This window comes from Bacillus sp. FSL H7-0578 (assembly GCF_038630855.1).
In the GTDB taxonomy this organism is placed as follows: domain Bacteria; phylum Bacillota; class Bacilli; order Bacillales; family Bacillaceae; genus Bacillus; species Bacillus safensis.
Window position 1 is genome coordinate 1,135,169 of record NZ_CP152045.1, and the last position, 22,241, is coordinate 1,157,409.

General features: G+C 41.4%; 32 protein-coding genes, 1 tRNA gene and 1 riboswitch. Of the genes, 20 read left to right on the forward strand and 13 right to left on the reverse strand.

Annotated elements, in window-relative coordinates:
* Window positions 1-58: 58 nt before the first annotated feature.
* The 9 genes from tenA to MHB41_RS05715 all read left to right on the forward strand — a co-directional run bounded on the left by tenA (window position 59) and on the right by MHB41_RS05715 (window position 6,987).
* Window positions 59-769 carry a thiaminase II gene (gene tenA, locus MHB41_RS05675; RefSeq protein WP_081124263.1) on the forward strand — a complete coding sequence of 237 codons (711 nt, stop codon included), beginning with the start codon at window positions 59-61 and terminating at the stop codon, window positions 767-769.
* Entirely contained in the window at window positions 744-1,361 is a 618-nt protein-coding gene (gene tenI / locus MHB41_RS05680) for a thiazole tautomerase TenI (protein WP_081124264.1), read from the forward strand. The genes tenA and tenI overlap by 26 nt, the downstream gene beginning before the upstream one ends.
* On the forward strand, window positions 1,345-2,457 hold the full coding sequence (thiO, locus tag MHB41_RS05685) for a glycine oxidase ThiO (protein WP_101677374.1): 1,113 nt from the start codon (window positions 1,345-1,347) through the stop codon (window positions 2,455-2,457). The genes tenI and thiO overlap by 17 nt, the downstream gene beginning before the upstream one ends.
* The gene (gene thiS, locus MHB41_RS05690) at window positions 2,454-2,657 is read left to right on the forward strand and encodes a sulfur carrier protein ThiS (protein ID WP_024426466.1); all 204 of its coding nucleotides are present in this window, start codon (window positions 2,454-2,456) and stop codon (window positions 2,655-2,657) included. Before thiO ends, thiS begins: the two co-directional genes overlap by 4 nt.
* Before the next feature lie 4 nt (window positions 2,658-2,661).
* Complete coding sequence (locus tag MHB41_RS05695; RefSeq protein ID WP_101677373.1) at window positions 2,662-3,429, forward strand: thiazole synthase; 768 nt, start codon at window positions 2,662-2,664, stop codon at window positions 3,427-3,429.
* Window positions 3,426-4,439 carry a thiazole biosynthesis adenylyltransferase ThiF gene (locus MHB41_RS05700; protein ID WP_214755265.1) on the forward strand — a complete coding sequence of 338 codons (1,014 nt, stop codon included), beginning with the start codon at window positions 3,426-3,428 and terminating at the stop codon, window positions 4,437-4,439. The genes MHB41_RS05695 and MHB41_RS05700 overlap by 4 nt, the downstream gene beginning before the upstream one ends.
* 16 nt (window positions 4,440-4,455) lie before the next feature.
* Window positions 4,456-5,259 (forward strand): bifunctional hydroxymethylpyrimidine kinase/phosphomethylpyrimidine kinase, encoded by an 804-nt coding sequence (gene thiD, locus MHB41_RS05705; RefSeq protein WP_217008535.1) that lies wholly within the window; start codon window positions 4,456-4,458, stop codon window positions 5,257-5,259.
* Window positions 5,260-5,409: 150 nt separating this feature from the next.
* The gene (fabI, locus tag MHB41_RS05710; protein WP_024425017.1) at window positions 5,410-6,186 is read left to right on the forward strand and encodes an enoyl-ACP reductase FabI; all 777 of its coding nucleotides are present in this window, start codon (window positions 5,410-5,412) and stop codon (window positions 6,184-6,186) included.
* 114 nt (window positions 6,187-6,300) lie between these two features.
* Complete coding sequence (locus tag MHB41_RS05715) at window positions 6,301-6,987, forward strand: CotO family spore coat protein (RefSeq protein WP_340898964.1); 687 nt, start codon at window positions 6,301-6,303, stop codon at window positions 6,985-6,987.
* Between the two features lie 35 nt (window positions 6,988-7,022).
* Here the strand turns inward: MHB41_RS05715 and MHB41_RS05720 are convergent, their stop codons facing one another.
* The 5 genes from MHB41_RS05720 to MHB41_RS05740 all read right to left on the reverse strand — a co-directional run bounded on the left by MHB41_RS05720 (window position 7,023) and on the right by MHB41_RS05740 (window position 9,675).
* On the reverse strand, window positions 7,023-7,466 hold the full coding sequence (locus MHB41_RS05720; RefSeq protein ID WP_217008537.1) for a CotY/CotZ family spore coat protein: 444 nt from the start codon (window positions 7,464-7,466) through the stop codon (window positions 7,023-7,025).
* Between the two features lie 203 nt (window positions 7,467-7,669).
* On the reverse strand, window positions 7,670-8,161 hold the full coding sequence (locus tag MHB41_RS05725; protein ID WP_003211658.1) for a CotY/CotZ family spore coat protein: 492 nt from the start codon (window positions 8,159-8,161) through the stop codon (window positions 7,670-7,672).
* A 146-nt stretch (window positions 8,162-8,307) separates the two neighbouring features.
* Window positions 8,308-8,811 (reverse strand): spore coat protein, encoded by a 504-nt coding sequence (locus MHB41_RS05730; RefSeq protein ID WP_034282028.1) that lies wholly within the window; start codon window positions 8,809-8,811, stop codon window positions 8,308-8,310.
* An 88-nt stretch (window positions 8,812-8,899) separates the two neighbouring features.
* Window positions 8,900-9,235 carry a spore coat protein gene (locus MHB41_RS05735; protein ID WP_101677449.1) on the reverse strand — a complete coding sequence of 112 codons (336 nt, stop codon included), beginning with the start codon at window positions 9,233-9,235 and terminating at the stop codon, window positions 8,900-8,902.
* Window positions 9,236-9,279: 44 nt separating this feature from the next.
* Window positions 9,280-9,675: a spore coat protein gene (locus MHB41_RS05740; RefSeq protein WP_223250954.1), complete on the reverse strand. Its 396-nt coding sequence runs from the start codon at window positions 9,673-9,675 to the stop codon at window positions 9,280-9,282.
* A 167-nt stretch (window positions 9,676-9,842) separates the two neighbouring features.
* On the opposite strand from MHB41_RS05740, the gene MHB41_RS05745 reads away from it, so the two are divergent.
* From MHB41_RS05745 to MHB41_RS05765, 5 genes are all read left to right on the forward strand, one after another.
* A complete protein-coding gene (locus tag MHB41_RS05745; protein WP_044334792.1) occupies window positions 9,843-10,193 on the forward strand; it encodes a DUF1360 domain-containing protein in 351 nt (116 codons plus the stop codon).
* 71 nt (window positions 10,194-10,264) lie between these two features.
* Window positions 10,265-10,393, forward strand: coding sequence for a hypothetical protein (locus MHB41_RS05750; protein WP_255290946.1), 129 nt, complete (start codon window positions 10,265-10,267; stop codon window positions 10,391-10,393).
* A gap of 87 nt (window positions 10,394-10,480) precedes the next feature.
* Window positions 10,481-10,702 carry a hypothetical protein gene (locus MHB41_RS05755; protein WP_034282024.1) on the forward strand — a complete coding sequence of 74 codons (222 nt, stop codon included), beginning with the start codon at window positions 10,481-10,483 and terminating at the stop codon, window positions 10,700-10,702.
* An 84-nt stretch (window positions 10,703-10,786) separates the two neighbouring features.
* Window positions 10,787-10,921, forward strand: coding sequence for a YjcZ family sporulation protein (locus MHB41_RS05760; protein ID WP_034282023.1), 135 nt, complete (start codon window positions 10,787-10,789; stop codon window positions 10,919-10,921).
* A gap of 138 nt (window positions 10,922-11,059) precedes the next feature.
* Window positions 11,060-11,317: a stage VI sporulation protein F gene (locus MHB41_RS05765; protein ID WP_034282022.1), complete on the forward strand. Its 258-nt coding sequence runs from the start codon at window positions 11,060-11,062 to the stop codon at window positions 11,315-11,317.
* A 16-nt stretch (window positions 11,318-11,333) separates the two neighbouring features.
* Here the strand turns inward: MHB41_RS05765 and MHB41_RS05770 are convergent, their stop codons facing one another.
* Entirely contained in the window at window positions 11,334-13,646 is a 2,313-nt protein-coding gene (locus MHB41_RS05770; protein ID WP_340898958.1) for an ATP-dependent helicase, read from the reverse strand.
* A 126-nt stretch (window positions 13,647-13,772) separates the two neighbouring features.
* Between MHB41_RS05770 and MHB41_RS05775 the strand changes: the two genes are divergently transcribed.
* Window positions 13,773-14,030 carry a hypothetical protein gene (locus tag MHB41_RS05775; protein ID WP_101677368.1) on the forward strand — a complete coding sequence of 86 codons (258 nt, stop codon included), beginning with the start codon at window positions 13,773-13,775 and terminating at the stop codon, window positions 14,028-14,030.
* A gap of 82 nt (window positions 14,031-14,112) precedes the next feature.
* Here the strand turns inward: MHB41_RS05775 and MHB41_RS05780 are convergent, their stop codons facing one another.
* From MHB41_RS05780 to MHB41_RS05790, 3 genes are read right to left on the reverse strand one after another with little or no spacing between them, the layout of a single operon-like run.
* The gene (locus MHB41_RS05780) at window positions 14,113-14,547 is read right to left on the reverse strand and encodes a GNAT family N-acetyltransferase (RefSeq protein ID WP_046310592.1); all 435 of its coding nucleotides are present in this window, start codon (window positions 14,545-14,547) and stop codon (window positions 14,113-14,115) included.
* A gap of 6 nt (window positions 14,548-14,553) precedes the next feature.
* On the reverse strand, window positions 14,554-15,069 hold the full coding sequence (locus MHB41_RS05785; RefSeq protein WP_024426454.1) for a YjcG family protein: 516 nt from the start codon (window positions 15,067-15,069) through the stop codon (window positions 14,554-14,556).
* Window positions 15,070-15,121: 52 nt separating this feature from the next.
* Complete coding sequence (locus tag MHB41_RS05790; RefSeq protein ID WP_101677367.1) at window positions 15,122-15,862, reverse strand: esterase family protein; 741 nt, start codon at window positions 15,860-15,862, stop codon at window positions 15,122-15,124.
* 221 nt (window positions 15,863-16,083) lie between these two features.
* A riboswitch (SAM riboswitch) is annotated at window positions 16,084-16,205 on the forward strand.
* Window positions 16,206-16,283: 78 nt separating this feature from the next.
* Between MHB41_RS05790 and MHB41_RS05795 the strand changes: the two genes are divergently transcribed.
* The 3 genes from MHB41_RS05795 to MHB41_RS05805 all read left to right on the forward strand — a co-directional run bounded on the left by MHB41_RS05795 (window position 16,284) and on the right by MHB41_RS05805 (window position 18,782).
* Window positions 16,284-17,402, forward strand: coding sequence for a methionine biosynthesis PLP-dependent protein (locus tag MHB41_RS05795; RefSeq protein ID WP_101677366.1), 1,119 nt, complete (start codon window positions 16,284-16,286; stop codon window positions 17,400-17,402).
* Window positions 17,399-18,577, forward strand: a complete 1,179-nt coding sequence (metC, locus tag MHB41_RS05800; RefSeq protein WP_101677365.1) for a cystathionine beta-lyase — start codon at window positions 17,399-17,401, stop codon at window positions 18,575-18,577. Before MHB41_RS05795 ends, metC begins: the two co-directional genes overlap by 4 nt.
* A 132-nt stretch (window positions 18,578-18,709) precedes the next feature.
* A tRNA-Val gene (locus MHB41_RS05805) sits at window positions 18,710-18,782 on the forward strand.
* Between the two features lie 116 nt (window positions 18,783-18,898).
* On the opposite strand, the gene MHB41_RS05810 is transcribed toward MHB41_RS05805, so the two are convergent.
* A complete protein-coding gene (locus tag MHB41_RS05810) occupies window positions 18,899-19,306 on the reverse strand; it encodes a tyrosine-type recombinase/integrase (RefSeq protein WP_217008539.1) in 408 nt (135 codons plus the stop codon).
* A gap of 367 nt (window positions 19,307-19,673) precedes the next feature.
* Here MHB41_RS05810 and MHB41_RS05815 point away from each other — a divergent pair, with 367 nt between their 5' ends.
* Complete coding sequence (locus MHB41_RS05815) at window positions 19,674-19,811, forward strand: hypothetical protein (RefSeq protein ID WP_217008541.1); 138 nt, start codon at window positions 19,674-19,676, stop codon at window positions 19,809-19,811.
* Between the two features lie 178 nt (window positions 19,812-19,989).
* Here MHB41_RS05815 and MHB41_RS05820 read toward each other — a convergent pair whose 3' ends face one another.
* Both MHB41_RS05820 and MHB41_RS05825 read right to left on the reverse strand, forming a co-directional pair.
* Window positions 19,990-20,163, reverse strand: coding sequence for a hypothetical protein (locus MHB41_RS05820; RefSeq protein WP_217008542.1), 174 nt, complete (start codon window positions 20,161-20,163; stop codon window positions 19,990-19,992).
* 367 nt (window positions 20,164-20,530) lie between these two features.
* The gene (locus MHB41_RS05825) at window positions 20,531-20,701 is read right to left on the reverse strand and encodes a hypothetical protein (RefSeq protein ID WP_202394277.1); all 171 of its coding nucleotides are present in this window, start codon (window positions 20,699-20,701) and stop codon (window positions 20,531-20,533) included.
* A gap of 94 nt (window positions 20,702-20,795) precedes the next feature.
* Here MHB41_RS05825 and MHB41_RS05830 point away from each other — a divergent pair, with 94 nt between their 5' ends.
* Window positions 20,796-21,404: a hypothetical protein gene (locus MHB41_RS05830; RefSeq protein ID WP_061109691.1), complete on the forward strand. Its 609-nt coding sequence runs from the start codon at window positions 20,796-20,798 to the stop codon at window positions 21,402-21,404.
* Between the two features lie 381 nt (window positions 21,405-21,785).
* Here the strand turns inward: MHB41_RS05830 and MHB41_RS05835 are convergent, their stop codons facing one another.
* Window positions 21,786-21,995 carry a helix-turn-helix transcriptional regulator gene (locus tag MHB41_RS05835; protein WP_254114489.1) on the reverse strand — a complete coding sequence of 70 codons (210 nt, stop codon included), beginning with the start codon at window positions 21,993-21,995 and terminating at the stop codon, window positions 21,786-21,788.
* Between the last annotated feature and the right edge of the window lie 246 nt (window positions 21,996-22,241).

Sequence of the window (22,241 nt, forward strand, 5' to 3'; positions counted from 1 at the left end):
AAGCCACTTTCCACGCGGAAAGTGGCTTTTTTATATGGAAAAACAGGAGGAGAGGAACATGACGTTTTCAACAGAATGTAAAGAGGCTGCAGCAGCATGGTGGAATGGAAGCTTTACACATCCTTTTGTCAAAGGGATTGGAGATGGCACACTTTCACTCGATCGTTTCACCTATTACGTGATGCAGGATTCGTATTATTTAACTCATTTTGCAAAGGTGCAGGCATATGGAGCGGCAATTAGTGAGGACTTACATACGACGGGCAGAATGGCGTATCATGCCCAGGGCACGTATGAAGCAGAGCTGTCGCTGCATAGGAAATTTACAGAGCTTCTGCAGATTTCTGATGAAGCCATTGAGAACTTTAAGCCTTCTCCCACTGCTTATGCGTATACCTCTCATATGTACCGATCTGTAAAAAGCGGTCGGTTTGAAGAGATTTTAGCCGCGTTATTACCGTGTTACTGGCTCTATTATGAGGTAGGTGAAAAGCTGAAACAAACAACACCTGACCATCCGATTTATCAAGAATGGATTTTGACATATGGAGGCGATTGGTTTAAGGAACTTGTCTTCGAACAGGTGAACCGCTTTGATGAACTCGCGGAAAAAGCACCAGAACATGTACGGGCAAATATGAAAGAAAATTTTGTGATTTCAAGCTATTATGAATATCACTTCTGGGAGATGGCGTATCAAAAAGAAATGTGGCAAACAGCATGCTTAGATGGGGTTGGTGCAAATGGAACTCCACGCAGTGACAAATGATTCCCTTCCTGCGGGTGAACTGATCAAACAAATAAAAGCCATAGCGTCTGAAGTGGATTTTATTCATATTCGGGAACGGTCTAAAACAGCAAGTGAGCTTGTTGATCTCGTGAAGAATCTCCTTTTAGAAGGTGTGCCGAAAGAAAAGCTCGTCATCAATGACCGAGTAGACGTTGCGCTGCTTACCAATATTCACAGGGTGCATCTACCGGGCCACAGCTTTTCGCCAAAAGAACTGCGAAAAAAATTTCCTCACCTTCATGCGGGAGTATCTGTCCATTCGATAGAAGAAGCGAAAGCAGCAGAGAAAAATGGAGCAGAGTATGTCATGTTTGGGCACGTATATGCCACCTCTTGTAAACCAGGACTTCAGGCAAGAGGTGTACAGCTTGTGAAGAAACTGACTTCTGCACTAACGATTCCAGTGGTGGCCATCGGCGGGGTGACCCCAGAACGAGTTCCAGAATTGAAACAAGCAAATGTGAAAGGAATTGCTGTCATGTCTGGGATTTTTGCTCATCATCAGCCGCGTATGATGGCACAAGCATTTTCTGAAAAGGTAAAGGAGAATCCTTATGAAAAAGCATTATGACGTTGCAATCATTGGTGGTGGAATCATAGGGGTCTCCATCGCCTATCACCTTGCAAAAGCAGGAAAACAGGTGGTCTTATTTGAAGCGAATGAGATAGGGAAGCAAACGACAAGTGCGGCTGCCGGGATGCTCGGTGCACATGCTGAAGGAGAGGGTCATGAGGATGTTTTCTTTCAGGCAGGCAGAGCAAGCCAGGCATTGTACGAAAAATTAAAAGTCGATCTTCTTCATGAATCAGGCATTGATATTCGAACTTCAGCGGGCGGTATCATGAAGGTCGCCTTTACAGAAGAAGAGAAACAAGCCCTTTGCCGGATGCAGCATTTGTCTACATTTAAATGGCTTGACGCAAGCAGCGTAAAAAAATGCATGCCTCAAGTTACAGATCACATGCTGGGAGCAGGTTTGATTGAAGAGGATGTGCATGTGGAACCTTACGCTGTATGCAGGGCTTTATGGCAGGCGGCTGTCCGGTACGGGGCAGATGTGAAAGAGTGTACACCTGTGATCGAAGTGAAGCGGGACAAAGAAGCGTTAACTGTCAGAACAACGAAGGGCACATTCACATGTGGTGACCTGACAGTCGCGAGTGGTGTATGGTCTGGCCGTTTTTTTGAAGAGCTCGGATTATCGCATTCTCTTTATCCAGTAAAAGGGGAATGTGTGTCTGTATGGAATAACGGTCCAGCGCTCGCACACACCATTTATCATGATCATTGTTATATCGTTCAGCGAGACAGCGGAAAACTTGTCATCGGCGCAACGATGAAACCAAACGAGTGGCAGGCTGTTCCAACGCTTGGCGGCATGGAAGCTGTGATTCAAAAGGCGTCTCAGCTTATGCCTTCTATTAAGGAGATGCCGATTGAAGAGTGCTGGGCAGGCCTTCGTCCGGCGACAAACGACCGGCATCCTTATATCGGAAGACATCCAGAAGACAAGCGTATTCTTTTTGCTGCAGGGCATTACAGGAACGGTATTTTACTTGCGCCGATTACTGGAGAAATCATTCGTGACCTGATATTAGACGAACCGGTCAAAGAGGAATGGCTTCACGCGTTTCGTATTGGACGAAAGGAGGCACTATTCGTATGAAGATTCAATTGAATGGCAGAATCGTTGATTTCGATCAAGAGAATGGAACGATCTATGATCTGCTATCAGCCTATCAGCTTGAAAACCGTGTGGTGATCGTTGAAAAGAACCATGAAATCATTGATAAAGAAGCGTTTCAACAAGTAGAAATTCAACCAAATGACACGATTGAAATCGTTCACTTTGTAGGAGGAGGATGACCCAATGCTGCACATTGGCGGAAAAACATTCACATCAAGACTATTACTCGGAACAGGGAAGTATCCATCATTTGAAATTCAAAAAGAAGCGGTGAACGTATCAGAAGCCGAAATTTTAACCTTTGCCGTCAGAAGAATGAACATATTCGAAGCATCTCAGCCTAATTTTTTGGAGCAGCTTGATTTATCAAGATATACGCTGCTTCCCAATACAGCTGGTGCAAGTACAGCAGAAGAGGCAGTGCGTATTGCCCGTTTAGCAAATGCTTCTGGGCTTTGTGACATGATCAAGGTAGAAGTCATTGGCTGTTCAAGGTCTCTTCTGCCAGATCCAGTTGAAACATTAAAAGCATCTGAAATGCTGCTCGAAGAAGGATTTATCGTGCTGCCATATACATCTGATGATGTGGTGCTGGCAAGAAAATTAGAAGAACTCGGTGTCCATGCCATCATGCCTGGTGCTTCACCGATTGGTTCAGGCCAAGGCTTACTAAATCCTCTGAATCTCTCATTTATTATCGAGCAGGCGAAGGTGCCGGTCATTGTTGATGCTGGCGTAGGTTCTCCGAAGGATGCAGCTTATGCGATGGAGCTTGGAGCTGACGCTGTATTACTAAATACCGCTGTCTCTGGTGCAAAGGATCCTGTGAAAATGGCAAAAGCAATGAAACTCGCGATTGAATCAGGAAGACTAGGCTTTGAGGCAGGACGTATTCCGCTAAAAAACTATGGGACAGCGAGCAGTCCACAGGAAGGAATGCCGTCATTTTGAGCACTCGTTATTCACGCCAGGAGCTTTTTCAGCCAATCGGAACAGAGGGGCAAAAGCGGCTAAATGACTCAAAGGCAGTTATTATTGGAGCGGGGGCACTTGGAACCGCAAGTGCTGAAATGCTCGTTCGTGCCGGCGTTGGTTCTGTCACCATTTTGGACCGAGATTATATTGAATGGAGCAACCTTCAGCGCCAGCAGCTCTACACGGAGCAAGACGTGAAGGATCGACTGCCAAAAGCTGTGGCGGCTGAAAAAAGACTCAAGCAAGTAAACAGTGATGTGCACATCAAAGGAATCGTAATCGATGTGACTGCTCACAATATTGACGAACTTGTCAGTGAGGCTTCGATCATTGTCGATGCAGCGGATAATTTTGAGGTGAGAATGATCGCAAATGATGCCGCTGTCAAACATCAAATTCCGTTCCTTTATGGGGCCTGTGTAGCAAGTTACGGCATTCAATTCACTGTGATTCCTGGTGAGACGCCGTGTTTACACTGTCTGCTTGAACATTTACCCGCACAAGGCATGACATGTGATACAGCAGGTATCATCAGTCCAGTTGTGCAGCAGGTGGCCGCATATCAAGTGGCAGATGCACTTAAATATTTAACGGGACATCAAGTGACGCCAATTTTAAAATCCTTCGATTTATGGAAAAATGAACGGTCTGATATTCGATCGGCCGCGTCTTTAAAGAAGAAGCAATGTCCAAGCTGTGGACTGAAGACGTATCCATTTCTTTCATATGACAAGAGAGCGAAGGCAGATGTACTATGCGGCCGCAATACGGTACAAATCCGCAGTGCAGCAGAAACACCGCCGCCTTTACATGAAGTTGCTCTTCGGTTAAAGAAAGCAGGAATGGATGTGCTTGAGAATCCATATTTGCTTTCGTGTCAAAAGGATGAATTTAAACTTGTCTTATTTAAAGATGGCAGAGCACTTGTTCATGGTACGAATGATATTGCCAAAGCAAGAACTATTTATCATCAATGGATTGGCTAATGAGAGGTGTGAAGAAATGATCAAAAAAGCATTCACAATCGCGGGTTCTGATTCTGGCGGCGGAGCAGGCATTCAGGCAGATTTGAAAACCTTTCAGGAGCTAGGTGTGTACGGAATGTCTGCGATCACAGCGATTACTGCGCAAAATACACTAGGTGTTCACGGGATATACCCGCTTTCAATTGAGGCGTTAGAGCGTCAAATAGATGCAGTGGCAGAAGACTTACCGCCTGATGCCGTCAAAACAGGGATGCTGTGGAGTGCAGACATGATCAAAATCGTTGCTGAAAAAACGGTTCAATATGAAATGAAGCTGATTGTAGATCCAGTCATGATCGCAAAAGGAGGAGCCTCTTTATTAAATGAAGATGCGGTCTCTGCGATGAAAACACACTTGCTGCCTGTCAGCTATGCTGTAACACCGAATCTTCCTGAGGCAGAAGTACTAACAGGCATACGTATTCAGACGAAAGAGGACCGCTATGTGGCAGCGGAGCGTCTTTATGAGCTTGGCACGAAACATGTCGTGATCAAAGGCGGCCATGGTCCATCTGATGGGATGATTTCAGACCTGCTGTATGATGGAAAAGGCTTTATTGAAGTCACAAATGAACATATTGATACACCGCATACACATGGTACAGGCTGCACGTTTGCAGCAGCATTAACAGCTGAAATTGCGAAAGGATATTCGATGAAGGAAGCCTTTGAAACAGCAGAAACCTTTGTCCATGAAGCCATTAAATTCCCTTTACGTATTGGATCTGGACATGGGCCTACGAACCACTTTGCTTATCAGCAAAACAGAATCAAACGATAACGGAATCGAACCGTCTTCACTTGTGAGGGCGGTTTTTTCGCGAAAATGAAACTTTCTTTCAGCGAAAATTGTCATTCTCTTATGATCTATGATAATATTATGATCAGGTACTAATACTATGTCTTGAAAAAATAGGAGGCTTTATTACATATGAACTTTTCTTTAGAAGGCCGTAATATCGTGGTGATGGGTGTTGCCAATAAACGAAGCATCGCTTGGGGAATTGCCCGCTCACTTCATGAAGCTGGAGCTCGTTTGATTTTTACTTATGTTGGAGATCGTCTTGCTGAATCGGTAAAAGAGCTGGCAAGCACACTTGAGCGTGATGATTCAATTATTCTTCCATGTGACGTGACAAGTGACGAAGAAATCGAAAAATGTTTCGCTGCAATTAAAGAAAAAGTACAAGTCATTCATGGCGTTGCGCATGCCATTGCATTTGCAAACAAGGAAGAGCTTGTTGGCGAATACTTGAACACGAACCGTGAAGGTTTCCTTTTGGCGCACAACATCAGTGCATACTCATTAACTGCTGTAGCAAAAGCAGCACGTCCATTAATGACAGAGGGTGGAAGCATTGTGACGCTTACATACCTAGGCGGAGAGCGTGTTGTATCAAACTACAATGTAATGGGTGTAGCGAAAGCATCACTTGAAGCAAGTGTGAAATATTTAGCAGCTGATTTAGGCGCAGAAGGCATCCGCGTGAACAGTATTTCTGCTGGTCCAATTCGTACGTTATCTGCAAAGGGCATCAGCGGCTTTAATACCATTCTGAAGGATATTGAAGAGCGTGCACCACTTCGCCGTACAACAACCCCTGAAGAAGTTGGCGATACAGCTCTATTCTTATTCAGTGATCTATCTCGCGGCATGACAGGTGAGAATCTGCATGTTGATTCCGGCTTCCATATCATTGCCCGCTAAACGAATACAAGACTTACAGCATACCGATGAAAGGTATGCTGTTTTTTTATTTTTCTTCTGATTTGAGGCCTCCGTTCATATATATAAGGAATGAATCATTCGGGAGGGATTAGTATGTCAAATAAAGGTGATGAGAATCAAAAGCCGCTGATGTATATTGTTCAGCCGAGCTATCAAGAATCAAAGCCGGCCATGCAAAATATTGTGAGAAAGCGAAAGAAATCAGAAAAACAGCCAGAAAGTGAGACCAATGCAAAAGATGTGATCGAAGAAAGCAAGCAGGAGGAACCTGCAGCTCAAGAAATAGAGCATAAAAAAGAAGCCGAGCCGCCTAAACTTCAACATGAACGAGATATAACTCAAGAAGCTGAGTTTACAGAAGAACTAGAGATCACACAAGAAGCAGGGCCTGCACAGGAACAAGAGGATACACAAGAAGCCGAGCCTGCGCAGGAACAAGAAATCACACAAGAACCAGAGCTCATACAAAAGCGAGAGCCTCAAGAAGAAGAGGGAAACCAGCCAGAAGGTGTCTTTCATGAAACAAAAGAAGAACCAAGAAGAAAACGAGTGAAAAAGCCTTTAAGTCAGATGAGTATTGATGAAAAAGTCGATTTTCTCACAAGACTGCCTCATAATATGCCAAGAGCTCTTTGTCTGATTGAAGCTGATGGTAAAACATATCGAGGGATCATCATGGATCGAAAAGATGATACTGTGATCATTCGTACAGCAGGCGGGGGAAATCCAGTCGAATTAGCGATTGCTGAGATTTCTTCCATCCACCCGCTAGGTTTTTAACTAATAAAAAAAGTCCCATTTAGGGACTTTTTTTGTTAGCAGTTACGATTGATGAGTCTTGGGTTTAGGCACTCGATTGCGCAGAAGCAGTTAAGGTCTACTTCAACACAATACTTCGATTTTTCTAATCGGAACACATCACATAGGGAATCTTTATCTGTAAAATCTAAAATATGACGGTCTTTGTCAAATGCGATAAGCAAGCTGAGTGTTGCACAGTGATCACAGATATGTTCGACTCTGAAAAATGCAGTACTGAAGCAAGGGCCTGCATCTACTTCTCCGACGTTTCCGAATGCGACGAATGGTTTTGATTTGGATGTAAAGAGAACAAACGGGACAGTGTCACCTAATGAATGTGATGGAGAAAGGAGATTGCTGTAACAGCTGGTCGGGCAATCTTCTTTGACAGCATTTTGCAAGTCGCTAATGTTTTCAACAGCCTCTGTTACACAGCTCCATGAATGTTTGCGGCTCATATTCAACCCTCCTATACTAGGAAATTTGTTTGAGTGTTTGAGCACTGTCATCATCTTCAAGCTATCTTTGCCGGCTCGTGCATCTACTTTTAACCAATGCGGAAGCAGCCGCTTCTTATGCTGACTGCTCCGCATGATTGGCTGTCATTCGTGAGGAAGGGGATGCTTTGACTCATGACAAGTTAGATGAGTGGCCTGTTGATTTAGCCGTGGTGATGATGCTTTTTATCTTTTGATGGCATGACTCTGTCGACAAGCTCTGGGTTTAAGCATTGGATTGCGCAGAAGCAGTTTAAATCAACCTCAATACAAAAGTCCGTTTTTTCTAGACCAAAGAAGTCAGGGTCACAAGGGTGACATACGCTTAGCGTATGTCCGTGTACATCAACAGGTCTTAATACAGATAACGTAGCACAGCAGTCGTGTAATTTTTCAACCCGGAAGAAAATAGATTCGAAGCATTGGCAATCGTCAACGAATCCTCCGATGTTTCCGAAAGTAGAGAACAACCCGCCCTTTTTATCAAAAAGTAAAAACGGAATCGTATCTTTTCCAGAAACTGTTGGGCTTAATAAATTACTGTAGCAGCTCGTAGGACATTTATCTTCTACAGCTTCCTGCTCTGCTAAAATCTTATCAACCGCATCGCATACACAGTTTTCATCATGTCGGCCATGGTGTTTTCCGCAGCTCATGGATTTCAGCTCCTTTAACAAGGTATTTGACTTTAGTCCTTAACAACATATGTATGCGCCCTCTAGTTGGTGTGGGTAAATGACCATTTATATTTGATGTATTTTGATAAAAGGAAAAGCAGAGCTTTTCGCTCTGCTTTTGTACATTAGAGGATACCGATTGCAACGATTGTCGCAACAAGTGTTTGAGTAAGTGTTTGGATTGCGATAGAGATGTCCGCATCGATTGTAGATACTGTAACGTTTCTTGAATTTTCGATGACAAGTTTTTGGCGGTTTGTTTGTTTGTGAGTAGCGGCTTGTAAAAGATCCTGCGTAACGCGGTCTGCCAAATCACCGTCAGCGATTGAGATATTTGTAATAGTGATGATCGCTGTTTGAATCGCTACTTGGATAGATGCTGCAACCTGTGCATCAACAGAAGAGACGTTAATGTCACAAGAGTCTCTGACGATAATGACTTCTTCAGATGTCTGCTTTGTGAAACTTACTTGATCCAAGTCTTGTAAGACATCTTCATCATCATAATAGTCGTCACAAAGTGCTTTTCTTTCATAGTTGCAATCGTCGTGGTGTCTGTGGTGTCCGTGGTGTCCGTGGTGTGTACAGTTACGATCTAGAGCGACCCAAGAATATGGTTTAGAATCCATTTCTATTCCTCCTTCCGTTTACTTTATTAAATGCTGGAATGCGTGGTTTTGTCTCGGGCATTTACCCTAGCAGGCAACCCATTTTTATTTAATCGTTATTACGCTGCGCATCACGGCGTTGCTGAATACGATTTCGAAGTGAATTTCTTTTTGGACGTACTTTTGGTTCAGGCTCTATTTGTTCCGGCTGTTTTGCTGCCTCAGCCTGCCTTTTTTTCTCCTGCTGCTGTTCTACGAAATCATTTGCTTTCTTTTGCAAGTCCTCCACTAATTTCAAAATCATTCTTCTTTGATCATCTGAGATATTTGCTTTCTGATCATCAGTAATATTGTTTTTGTTTAACACATCACTTACAAGAAGACTTGTTAATGGATCAATATCAGTATTGATTTGAAACTCCTTTTTTTCGTTCTCTTCAGCCACGATGATTTCACCTCTTTCATACGTCATGTTAGAAAAAGAAAGGGTCAAAGAATGCCGGCTTCAACTAAGAGTACATTCAATGTTTGAGTGAGAATTTGGACGGAGTTCATAATGGATGCATCTGATAATGTAATCGTAATGTTATGGCAGTTGATGATTTGAATCACAGTTTTCTTTTGGACTGTCACTTGTTGTGTGGATAAAAGCTGATCTGTGATGTCGGCAGCCACTTCATCGTCTGGTACAAGAATTTGGATTAAAAGAGTAATGATTGTCGTTACGGTCGCTTGAAGGGAGAGTGCAGCTGTTACATCTGTTTTATGAATTGTGACATTTTCGGAATCTTTGATCTCAATGAAATCATCATAATTGCTGATTAATTCGTTTAACAGTTGTGTATATAATATTTCAGCACTTTCTTCAATAGACAATACTTTCACTCCTTTCTTATCTATACATTATTTAATGCAGCAAGGACGCAAGGTGGAATCGGAAAGTGTGAAAAAGTACAACCCAATTTTATTTCCGCTCGATTCATCATGACGATCTTTTTTCTTGCATATATAAAGAAAGGACGGAAAAAGAAGAAAGAAGGAGGTGGAGGCTTCTGAGCGGTGCTTTGTCATTTGTCGTGTTTGCCCTCGCATCCTTTAGACTGACGAGACTGATTGTGTTTGATACCATTACGGCCCCTTTCCGCCGTCTATTTCATGAAGAACAGGAAGAGGTAAACGAACAAGGTGAGGTCGAAACATATATCATCATTAAAGGGGAAGGACTGCGGTCTTGGGTTGGAGAACTGTTAAGCTGTTATTGGTGTACTGGCATATGGTGCACTGCTGCCTTACTTCTGATATACATATTTTTTCCTGTCATCAGCATGTGGCTTAATTTACTATTAGCGATTGCCGCAGCAGCAGGCATCATTGAAGCGGTCGTCTCAAAGCTTGTGAAATAAACAGGCATTCTGATCAGACACGCTTTCAACAAATGCATATACTATCATGGAATAGGAAAGGAAGGGTTGCGATGAAACCAAACGAAACGCCGTCACATACGCTTCAAGGTTATCCAGCGCAGTCAAATCAACAATCTGTATATACGAAGAAAATCAAGAAAACAGGCTGCGGCTGTGGAAACAAAAAGAAACCTCAATAGAAGAGAAAAACAAAAGCCGGATTTATCCGGTTTTTTTGTTGCCCTTTTTTTGAGTGATGCATATGTAAGAGGGAAGGGGTGACCAGAATGGATGCATTCGAACAATTAATTGGTTCCTTGTTCACTAAACCCCATGATGGGAAAGAACAAGCGCACGAGAAGGCTGAAATGGATCTAACGGATAAAGCGAATGATCTTGAGGAGCACTTAAAAGAATTTGGCGTGAAGATGGAGGCTTTTGCGAAAGAAACAGAAGCATTCATGATGCGTCATAGAGAGGCAGATTACGTATTTAAACAGCAGAAATAAAAATTCCGCACTTTTTTATGTGATCGTCCAAACCATTTCTTTCATTTTTCATACTTTGTAAGGGAGAAGAGGAGGTGCTTATATATGAGTTGTTACGGTGGCGGTTCTTGCGGCGGCTACGGAGGTGGCTACGGCGGCGGATATGGATCAACATTTGTTCTTGTCGTTGTGCTTTTCATCCTTCTAATTATCGTTGGTGCTTCTTTCTTTAACTACTAAAAAGTAAGAAGGTGAGGGAAGCAAGGGGGAAGCCTTTTGCTTTCCTTTCTCTTTGATCAAACAAGGCTTTAGGATAGGCACATATCTCGCCTATTTTCATATAGTAAGGTGATTACTCCACAAAGAGGAGGCAAATGAATGGATAATAAATTCTTTAAAAGCGTAGAAAACAAAACCGGTGTGAATATGAATGATGTGTTTAAACTTGCAGGTTCTTTGCAAAATGCCAACTTTAAAGATGAGAATACCGTTCGAGGTGTCATTAAAAAAGTAGCGCAGCTTGCGAACAAACGTGTACCTAAAGAAATGGAAGACAAAATCGTTCAATCGATTACAAGTGGAAAAGAAAAGCTTGATTTCAATACAATCTCTAAAATGATGAACAACAAAAAATAAACAACAGGCTCTCCGTTTAAAGGGGGGCCTGTTGTTTTTGCGTAAATAATTCACGGTTTTTCTTTAGAAGAGGATATAAAAAGCGAGAACGATGAGCCGTTTTTCCTCGTCTAAATGATGGAACAGACAGATAAAGAGATTGTTCAGCTCTTGTCATGGCAACGTATAATAAACGGCGCTCTTCTTCCATCGCTTCTTCATCACCGTTTCTGAGTTCATCCAGTGAGAAATCATGGGGCAGTGCCCCGTCGACCACACAAGTGATGTATACTGTCTGGAACTCAAGTCCCTTTGCGCGGTGGATCGTCATGAGCTGAACACCGGGTTCATCTGTTTTTTCCTTTTCGGCAGACTTCATATGTTCGGCATGTGCGAGAAAGGCTTCAATCGTTTCAAAGCGTTTGGCGGCTGTTTTCACATCACGTACATCATCCGCTCCTTTTTCAAGTACATTCGTATCGTTCACCCGTTTTTTTAAGTAATCCCCGAGTCCCATCTTTTGTTCAATAAATGTCACTGCGTCCGATGGCTTTAACGTCCGTAACGTTCGGAACAAAGGAACAATTGATTGCAGCTTTTTCCGCTGAAACGGCTGTATATCTGTCAGTTTTCCGAGCGCTTCTACCATTGAGCAATCTTCTGTGATGGTCAGTGCCTTTAGTGTATTCAGGGTTTGCTGCTTTAAAAAGAAAACCGGCAGCAGCTGTTTTATGGCGGCCACATCATCTGCATCCTGACTTAAAGAAAGAAAGGCGAGGAGAACCCGAACCATTCGTCTGCTATAGAAGGCTTTGACGCCGGCATCCGTTTCATACGGAATGGCCGATTGATGCAGCCGTTCATAAATCGCACGGCCGCCTGTGTTCGTTCGAAACAGCACGCAGAAGTCATTCGGCTTTGCACCGTTTTTAATTTTCTCCTGAATATCTGCGACAATCATCGTCGCTTCCTCTTCTTCATCATATGGATAAAAAAGCGTCGGAGGAATTTTCTCCTCGCGCACGGCTTTTAACGTCTTCTCATAGCGATGCTGATTTTTCTTAATAATCGCATCAGCACTTGCGACAATCGTATGGTGAGACCGGTAATTCGCATGTAAATGGACGATCTGAGCAGAAGGATAGTCTTGTTTGAATTCAAGAATGAAAGCAGGATTGCTCCCTCTAAAGGCGTAAATGGCTTGATCATCATCCCCTACACAAAATAACTGCTCTGATTCTCCGGCTAAAAGCTGAATCAATTGATATTGTACTGGATTAATATCCTGAAATTCATCCACTAAAATATACTGGAATCGTTCTTGATACCGTTTTAGCAGTTCGGGCTGTTCTGTCAGCATATGTAAGCAGGCAATCGCCATATCATCAAAGTCAAATTGCTGATTGTCTCGTTTTTGCTGTTCATATGATTGATAGATCGTCCACATATGTTTTTCCTTTTCATCCTTCAAATCAGGAAGTTCACCTGGTAAAAAGGCATTTTTCCAATAGCCGATCGATTGCAGTACTTGATCAGTAGGGTAGTCTTTTTCATCAAGCCCTTCATTCATTATGGCTTTTCGAATGTATTGCTCCTTTTGCCAGTCAAACTTGATCAGATGCTGGCCGTTCCATTTGCTTGCGTCATCGTGAAGCAGCATTTTATAAAAAAGACTGTGGAAGGTGCCTGTCACTACTTGGCTGGCTTGTGAAGGATGAAGCTGGTATTGCTTGCGCAGCCTTTCTTTCATCTCACTACTCGCTTTGGTCGTGAAGGTCACGAGTAAAATATGATGAGCAGGAATATGATGATGGGACATGAGATAAGCCGCTCTAGCCGTCAGGACTCTTGTTTTCCCGCTGCCGGCACCAGCCAGCACAAGCATCGGACCATCTTGATGTGTGACAGCTTGAAGCTGTGGTGTGCTGAAGGTGATATGCGGAAAGAGGTCGATCGTATGAACTTGTTCATTCTCTTCTAAATGTAAGGCGTCGCTAAATTGAATTGACCTAGGTTCCTGCCAGTCATATGATTCGTTCGTTTGCGAGATGATCTGTTTCCCGATTGGAAAACGGAAGCCGCCAAGTTCTTTATAAGAATCCCTTTCCTCTTGATCTGCCGTTTTATTGTGATCAGCTTGTTCTTCAGCTTTTTCACAAATCTCTTGCTGAGACATGTGCTTATGAATAAAGGCAGGTTCATCATGTATATTTAATCTAAAAAAGACCGGTTGTCCGCAATATGGGCAGAATAATTGTCCTTTTTTTCCCTCGTCATGGAGGAATTGATAGTGTTCTCTCGAATACGTATGTAATGAGATCGTTCGATCATGTCGTCGTGCGCATTTCAAAGCTAGTCCTCCAATAGTCAATCAATCTTAAAATGAAACACATCTAATCATATCAAATGAGGCGTGTTTCAAACAGTCATAATTAGGGAATAGTAGAGTAAGAGAGAAGCAAAGGAGGCGTTCTTGATGGGATATATAGCCCCGATTCAGCCGGATCTGTATTTTCAGTATATCAATCGTCCAGCTCCTCAGGATAAAGAAGACTACGCGAAAGTAACAAAGGTTACCCACACCTTTCATGACAAGATTTACAGAGAGCTGGAGAAAAAAGAGGACTTAGTGACAGAAGCGGAAACGAAAGTACAGCAAAAAAAGCGGGAACGCTTTGTACGAGATATGTTTATGGAGGAAGGCAAGGGCGTTCATATCAATACGTATATATAAATGATTGCGCTTTCTTCCATTGGCGAACGATAATGAAAAAGAAAAAGCCAGGGCATCTTGAATGCTCTGGCTTTTCTTTTGGTCAAACAGACAGTGTTTTTGTCATTTTGACATGTTTGATTCCTGCTTCTTCAAACGGTTCAGAAACCGCTTTGTAGCCTTTCTTTTCGTAGAAAGGAAGAGCTTGGATTTGGGCATGCATAACCGCTTCTTTTGCTCCATTAGCAACCGCTTCTGTTTCTAGCGCCTCTAATAGCTTGTGGCCAAGGCCGAAGGAGCGCGCCTCTTTTAACACACAAATTCGTTCAAGCTTTGCCTTTGATCCCTCAATGATCCGCAGTCTAGCGGCCGCCTGAGGCTTTTTGTCATCATTGTAAATGACAAAATGGGTGGCTTTGTCTTCTAGTTCATCTATTTCGATCTCTATTGGAACTTCTTGTTCTTTTACGAATACTTCTTTTCGAACGTAATATGCATCTTCTCGTTGTGTTTGTTCTGTTGCGATGACTGTTTTCAAATGTCTTTAACCCTCTTCTCCTAAAATAAATGTTTCATAGACGGTCCAAGATCCGTTCTCTAATTGATATAAAAGGTGGAAGCGATCCACTGTTTCTTCATGGTCAATCTTTCTCAGCTTTAATGTGCCAAGTACGTCTGAATGCTCATCATCTGATAGTTTTTGAGCGACTGTCACATGCGGAACAAAGGCATATTCAGGTGTGCCGGCAAGTGGATCTGCGTACAATCTTTCATTGAGCGCCATGATGTCCTCGTTCGGTTCTACTTTCATATAAATGACGTTGTTTACAGGAGCGAATGAACTGAATTTTTTAATACGTAACGTAATAGGAGAAGCATTTTTTGCATAATCTCTTAACGTTGAGACGACCTCAGCCGCTTCTAGATCCGTTAATTCAAAAGGTGTTCTTAATGTTAAATGAGGCGGTATGAGTGCATAGTTCGGATCATAACGCTTCCGGTAAGAGTTCGCAATATCTTGCAATTTTTTTGATGGAAATATAACAACTCCGTATTTCATCATGTTCCCTCCTGAATAAGAAAGTATTTATTATTGTTTATTATAACAAAATTCAGTTGATTAACGAATATGGGAGCATTCTTTTTAACGAAGGCGCAATGAGCGGCTGCCAAAACGTCCATTTATGATCCCCTTCGAATGTCTCAAATAAATAATCCGCACCAGATTGTTCAAGAAGGACCTTTAAATCTTCGTTCGGCTGAACAAAATCAAGCACCTGGCCATCTGTTGTTTTCACAGCGGTTTCCTCAAGCCCAATTTGATGGATAATGGCATAATGAGAAAGGGCTGTTGACTGTTTGACGGCTTCTAGAACCGATTTGTCAACGTAAGGGGACTGCAAAATCAGCCCGCCAAATAAAGAAGGATAATCAATGGCTGTCATGAGGGAAATCGTCGCACCCAGTGAATCACCAATAAACGTCCGTCCTGATCCAATTTGATAGGTTGGATAGTGTTTATCAATATAAGGGACCAGTTCATTTGCTAAAAAGCGTTTATACGCTTCAAACTTTGTACCGTCTGGATGATACGTGTTTCGTCTTTCCGTGACATTTTCATAAGGAACACCAATGATAATCGAGCGTTCCATTTCTTTGTTTTGCATCAATTCTTCTGCCTGTCTGCCTATTTTGCCTAGGCGGAAATAATCATGACCATCCTGGGCAATGATGACATGATATGTATAAAGGGGGGAGTAATTGACTGGCAAATAGATCAAAATGGTCATGTCTGCCCCAAGTTCTTTTGACTGTATGGTTTCTTCTTGAATGATTCCTGTTTTCTTCACCATAATCCATTCCTCCAGCTAACCAAATTCATCATAAAGTGAAACGTTTCCATTCATTGTAACATGAAAAACAGCATTGTTCCTATATGCTAACATGCAATCAAATCGTATAACATCCATTCTGTTATAAAATACAGAAAATTTTAATTAATCATGTCATTTCCCCTTGAAAAATGAGATTTAATGGGTTACAGTATTAAGAATTAGAACAGACAGACAACACATTCTTATCGTGAGAGGTGGAGGGACTGGCCCTTTGAAACCTCAGCAACCGGTATGCATCACTTCATGTGATGTACCAAGGTGCTAAATCCAGCAAGCAGCTTTTTTGCTTGGAAGATAAGAGGAAGCGATTAAACCCCTTCTTCTTATGAAGAAGGGGTTTTCTGTTTTGAAATCAGATTTTTACTTAGGATGGTGTCAAATGACAGAACATGTGGAAACGAAATTAGCGCAGATTGGAAACCGTAGCGAAGAGGTGACTGGCACTGTCAGTCCTCCCGTTTATCTTTCGACAGCATACAGACATAGAGGCATAGGGGAATCTACAGGATTTGATTACATTCGAACGAAAAACCCAACAAGACAGCTCGTAGAGGATGCAATTGCTTCACTCGAAGAAGGGACGGCCGGTTTTGCCTTCAGTTCGGGAATGGCGGCGATCCAAACGATCATGGCTCTATTTGAAAGCGGAGATGAACTCATCGTCTCTTCAGACCTATATGGCGGTACATACCGTTTGTTTGAAAACGAATGGAAAAAGTACGGCTTACGTTTTCTTTATGATGATTTTTCAGATGAAGACTGTTTACGCTCTAAAATTACGCCAAACACAAAAGCGATTTTTATTGAAACACCGACAAATCCACTGATGCAGGAAGCAGATATTCAAAAAATAGCGAAGATTGCAAAAGATTATGGCGCTTTGGTGATTGTCGATAACACCTTTTACACACCAGTCTTGCAAAAGCCGATTACGCTTGGAGCGGACATTGTCATTCATAGCGCAACCAAATATTTAGGCGGACATAATGACGTTCTTGCCGGGCTTGTCGTCACAAAAGGAGAGCAGTTGTCTGAAGACATGTTCCAGCATCAAAACGCGATTGGAGCGGTTCTATCACCATTTGACTCATGGCTTTTAATGAGAGGAATGAAAACACTGGCTCTTAGAATGCGCCAGCACGAGGAAAATGCGAAGGAGCTGGCTGGGTTTTTAAAGAAACAGCCAGAAATTCAAGATGTGCTTTATCCAGGAAAGGGAGGCATGCTGTCATTCCGGGTAGCTAAAGAGGATTGGGTCAATCCATTTTTGAAACAGCTGAAAACGATTTGTTTTGCTGAAAGCCTTGGCGGAGTCGAAAGCTTCATTACGTATCCTGCAACACAAACGCATATGGATATTCCAGAAGAGATTCGCATTGCAAACGGTGTATGTAACAAGCTGCTCCGTTTCTCTGTTGGCATCGAGCATGTAGATGACTTGAAAGCAGACCTGAAACAGGCACTATCACAAGTAAAAGAGGAGGTACACGCCAAATGACCACACACGATTGGACACTCGAAACACAACTCGTTCATAATGCGTTTAAAACAGACCGTTCAACAGGTGCAGTCAGTGTACCGATTCAGCATGCATCCACATTTCATCAAAGCAGCTTCGATGAATTTGGCCAATATGACTACTCCAGATCGGGAACTCCGACACGTCAAGCATTAGAGGATACGATTGCAGCGCTGGAAGGAGGAACGAGAGGGCTTGCCTTTGCATCAGGCATGGCAGCCATTTCGACCGCTTTTCTTCTATTATCAAAGGGAGATCACGTCCTTGTCACAAGAGATGTGTACGGCGGGACTTTCCGGATGATCACCCAAGTTCTTTCAAGGTTTGGAATTGAGCATACCTTCGTGGACATGACGGATTTGAATGAAGTCAAAAGAGGCATTCAATCGAATACAAAGGTCATTTACATGGAAACACCGTCAAATCCAACACTAGGGATTACAGATATTGAAGGTGTCGTCCAGCTTGCGAAAGAGCATGACTGTCTGACTTTCTTAGATAATACGTTTTTAACACCTGCGCTTCAGCGTCCGCTGGACCTTGGTGTTGACGTTGTCCTGCACAGCGCAACGAAATTTTTAAGCGGCCACAGTGATGTACTGTCAGGCTTAGCCGTGGTGAAAGATGAGAAGCTGGGAGAGGAACTCTATTCACTGCAAAACTCCTTCGGTGCAGTCCTTGGCGTGCAGGATTGCTGGCTCGTGCTAAGAGGATTAAAAACCCTTCAGGTCAGATTAGAAAAAGCAAGCCAAACGGCATATGAACTCGCTACATTCCTCAAAGAACATCCTGCGGTGAAAAAAGTATACTACCCAGGCTTAGATGACCATCCGGGTGCAGATATTCAGCGAAAGCAAGCAAGCGGAGCAGGAGCCGTTCTCTCATTTGAACTAGAAAACCAAGCGGCTGTCAAAGAATTGGTGGATGCTGTCACATTACCTGTATTCGCCGTCAGCCTCGGCGCCGTTGAATCGATTCTGTCATATCCAGCCAAAATGTCACATGCGGCTATGCCAAAAGAAGAAAGAGAAAAAAGAGGGATTACAGATGGGCTGCTTCGTTTAAGTGTCGGAGTTGAAAACGGAGAAGACCTCAAACGCGACTTCAAACAAGCACTCGATCAACTAAAGCCCGTCCTTGTGAACCAATCATAAAGAAGGAGAGAAAAAAGCCGGCACAGCCGCCGGCTTTTTGACCTTTTTTGAACAAAACCATTGACGACTTAATATGATGGTTATATAATAGAGACTGTCAGTAAAAGAAAGCCCAGAACTGATACATAACCCGATTCCGTAGCTCAGCTGGGAGAGCGCTACCTTGACAGGGTAGAGGTCGCTGGTTCGAGCCCAGTCGGAATCATATGAAAAGACGTTGATACAGAGCCATTCTTGAGATAATCGAGAGTGGCTTTTGTATTTCTAAAAACAAAAAGGTAACATTGCCATAATAAAAACCACACCATATTTTCAGTGTGGTCAATCTAAAATTCCATCTATTTGATCAGCTATTTGTTGACTTGTTGAAGGTAGTACATGAGCATAAGTTTGAAGTGTTACTTTTATATTGCTATGCCCTAATCTCTCGCTAACTGCTTTAACAGGTGCGCCATTCAAAAGTAATATCGTTGCACATGTGTGTCTCAGATCATGAAATCTTATTTTGGTAATGCCTGTTTCTTCTATTGCAGGGTTCATTATTCTGTTTCGGATGTTAGATGGATTTAATGGTGTTCCGTGCGGTGTGCAAAAGACCAAAACACGATCTTTATATATATCAGCATATTTTTCTTTTTCTTTGTCTAACTTAGCTCTATGCTCTTTTAATACTTCAAGGGCTTTATCGCCTAAATCGATACTTCTTACCTGCTTCGGTTTTAGCCCCAAGATACATCTCTCTAGCATCATGTGACATCACTTGTTTGACTGATAAGCGTTTGTGTTTAAAGTCGATGTCCTTCCAGCGCAATCCTAAAAGCTCTCCTTGTCTCATGCCAGTGTGTAAAGCAATATAAAACAAACAGTATAGCCTATTATCTATCTTTAACGCCATCCAGGAAAGTTTTGGCCTCTTCTTCAGTCCAAACACTTGTCTCTTGTTTTTTCATCAAAACTAACACTTCCGATTTAGCTTGAGCTGCATCAATATCTTCAACTTTAAAATTAAAGTATTTTGCTTGGTCAGGTGTTGAAGGTGCTGCTGGAGATAAGAGTAGCAGTATCCGCTATTACAATAAATGAGAGGATGATCCATATGACACAATTTGATGAAAATGGGAAAATGGTTAGACAAGGCGGCATTATGACAGCATTATTCAACCACTCTATATTTCTGCCAGATAATTCAGGGTCATTTTACCTTGATGTAATTGATCCAATGGAGAATGACTAGTTTTCTGTATTGCTTACTTTTTTGAAACAGGTTCAAAAAGCCATCTTTTTTCAGGGTGTGTCTTATTTTTAGTTGTGCTTGCTTCAATTTTTGCTACTTTAATTATGTTTATTGGTTCTTGATTTGATAGTAAATAAATAGTCCTCTTGAGTTGATCGAGAGGACTGGTTTGTTTATTTTAGACTAAATTATATTTGTACATAAATCTTTCGAATACCTCATAGAACTCTTCGGTCTCCATTATTTCTTCAACGTGTTCTTTAATTTCCTCTTCAGTTAAATCTGTAACAACCTTATAGTTTTCGATTGATTCCTTTTTCTTCTTTGACTTGTTTGTCTCCTGTTCGTTCATATTCATCACCCTCTTTAAACCCATATTCCATACGGGCTTCTTTTATGATTATATTTGCTAATTCTTGATAGAATTGATCTTCTGTAACGACATCGCCATATATTTGAGGGGAAATTGCTATTGAGTAGGGCTTACCTGGAAAAGTTAATGTCTCTGTCTCTTCTTTGCATGTTCAAAGATTTCCTTCCAATTTCCTCTATTAGTTTTGACCACGATAAAACTCCTCTAATTAATTTTATAAAATTAATAATAATAAGAAGAATAGAGGAGAGGGTCTATATGTAAATGATGGTATTAAAAAACCACCTACACATTAATGTAAGTGGTCATTTAAACAATTTCCCCAATAGTATTCACTTCAATCCCATTAAGTAGAGTCATTGTTTGCTCGTTTTCTAGAAACGATGTTTAGAACAAGCATGAATATAAACAATATACCTCCAACTATCCCTGTGATTATTTCATCTTTTGAAGCAAAGTTCACAATGGTGATAATTAAAATGGCGATTGCACCTAGTAAGGATAAGTTATTTTTCATAAAAAAATCCCCTTTCTGAAACATATTGTACTATAGAAATATTTTTACATAAATGGTAAAATTATATCAATCTTGATATATTAGGAGGAATAGAATGAGAAAACTAAGAAATTACATCTACATAATGGTGTCCATCTTTTTATTTTCAATGGTTGCGCCAAGTTTTGCAAGTGCCATTGATACTAGTGATGCAGCTCCTACTAAAAATGAGCGTTTAGCTGACAGTGAGATGTTTGATCAAACCGAGAATGTCCTTAAATCAATTGAAAAAATCCCCAATGCTGTTTTAGGTAAGGGGATAGAAGCTACTGCTGAATGGTTTGAGAAAGAAACAGGTTTGTTCGTGTCTATTTATTACAGAGAAGGGGAAGGCTTTTTGAAGTTTGGAGAACAAGACCCTAATTTAATTAGAACTTCTAATGTTGCAGGTTGCGTTACTGCAGTTGGCATTGCATTAGTAAACAATGCTTTTTCATTCACTAAAATTACTAAAATAAAGTCTGCTCTAAAGGCACTCGGTGGGACAACTAAAGCTGTAAAAAAGATAAAAAAGCACTATGATGAATACCGATACGGTGGTTTTTCAAGATACAAAGCTATGGATAAGGCTTTACATGATGCATCAAAAGGTCTGAATAAAGATGTTAAAGATGCTCTTCTAGACTTCTTTAGTTTGACAGGTATCGTCGCAAACTGTTTTTAAAGAAATTCATCTTAAAAGTATGCTCAAACAAGCGAGTTATTTCTCGCTTGTTTTTATTTTGCTTTATCTTCAATTCGTGTCAAAGAATCCTCAATCTTGTCTAAGTGTTTTGACATTTTCAAAGCCTTCATGCAACTCATTAAGTACGTTCGGTCAATTCAATTCACCTCTGACCAATTATAATACTGCTCATTTTCTTCTAGCTTGGTGACTGTGGATTTAATTTCTTTCACATCTTGTTTAATGATTTATACGTCCGCAGCTAATTGTTCAATCAATTTGAATAGTTTTTCGTCCATTTTGCATACCTCTAATTTATTTGTAAAACCATTGCAATGGTTTTGTTTAACGAATTAAAAAAATAAAAAGCAATACTTTTGCTTAAGAATCTTCCTTTACAAATTCAACAACTTCTTGAATGGGACAATCCAGGTACTCGCAAATTTTCAGTATAACAGCTAAAGAGACGACTTCGCCTCTAGTCATTTTGGCAAGAGTAGAGCCCGAAATTCCTAAGTCTCTTTTTAAATCTTCTCTGTTTTTATCTCGCTTAATTAGAGTGATTTCCATTGGTTTAAAACTGATTCTCATTATAACTCTCCTCATTCGTATTCTACATTTATTGTATCACAAGTCGAACCTTAAAAACGAATTATCGAACAAAAAGAATGAAAAGTGTTGACAGATAAAATTATATATCGTATATTTAGTTTAATAAGTCGAACTTAATATAAGAAGAGTTATACGAATCGTATTACAAACGTTCAAACGGAATTCAACACACAAGAAATAAACAATCTTTACTCAGCAATCATCGTTAAAGAAGGTTATGCAGTA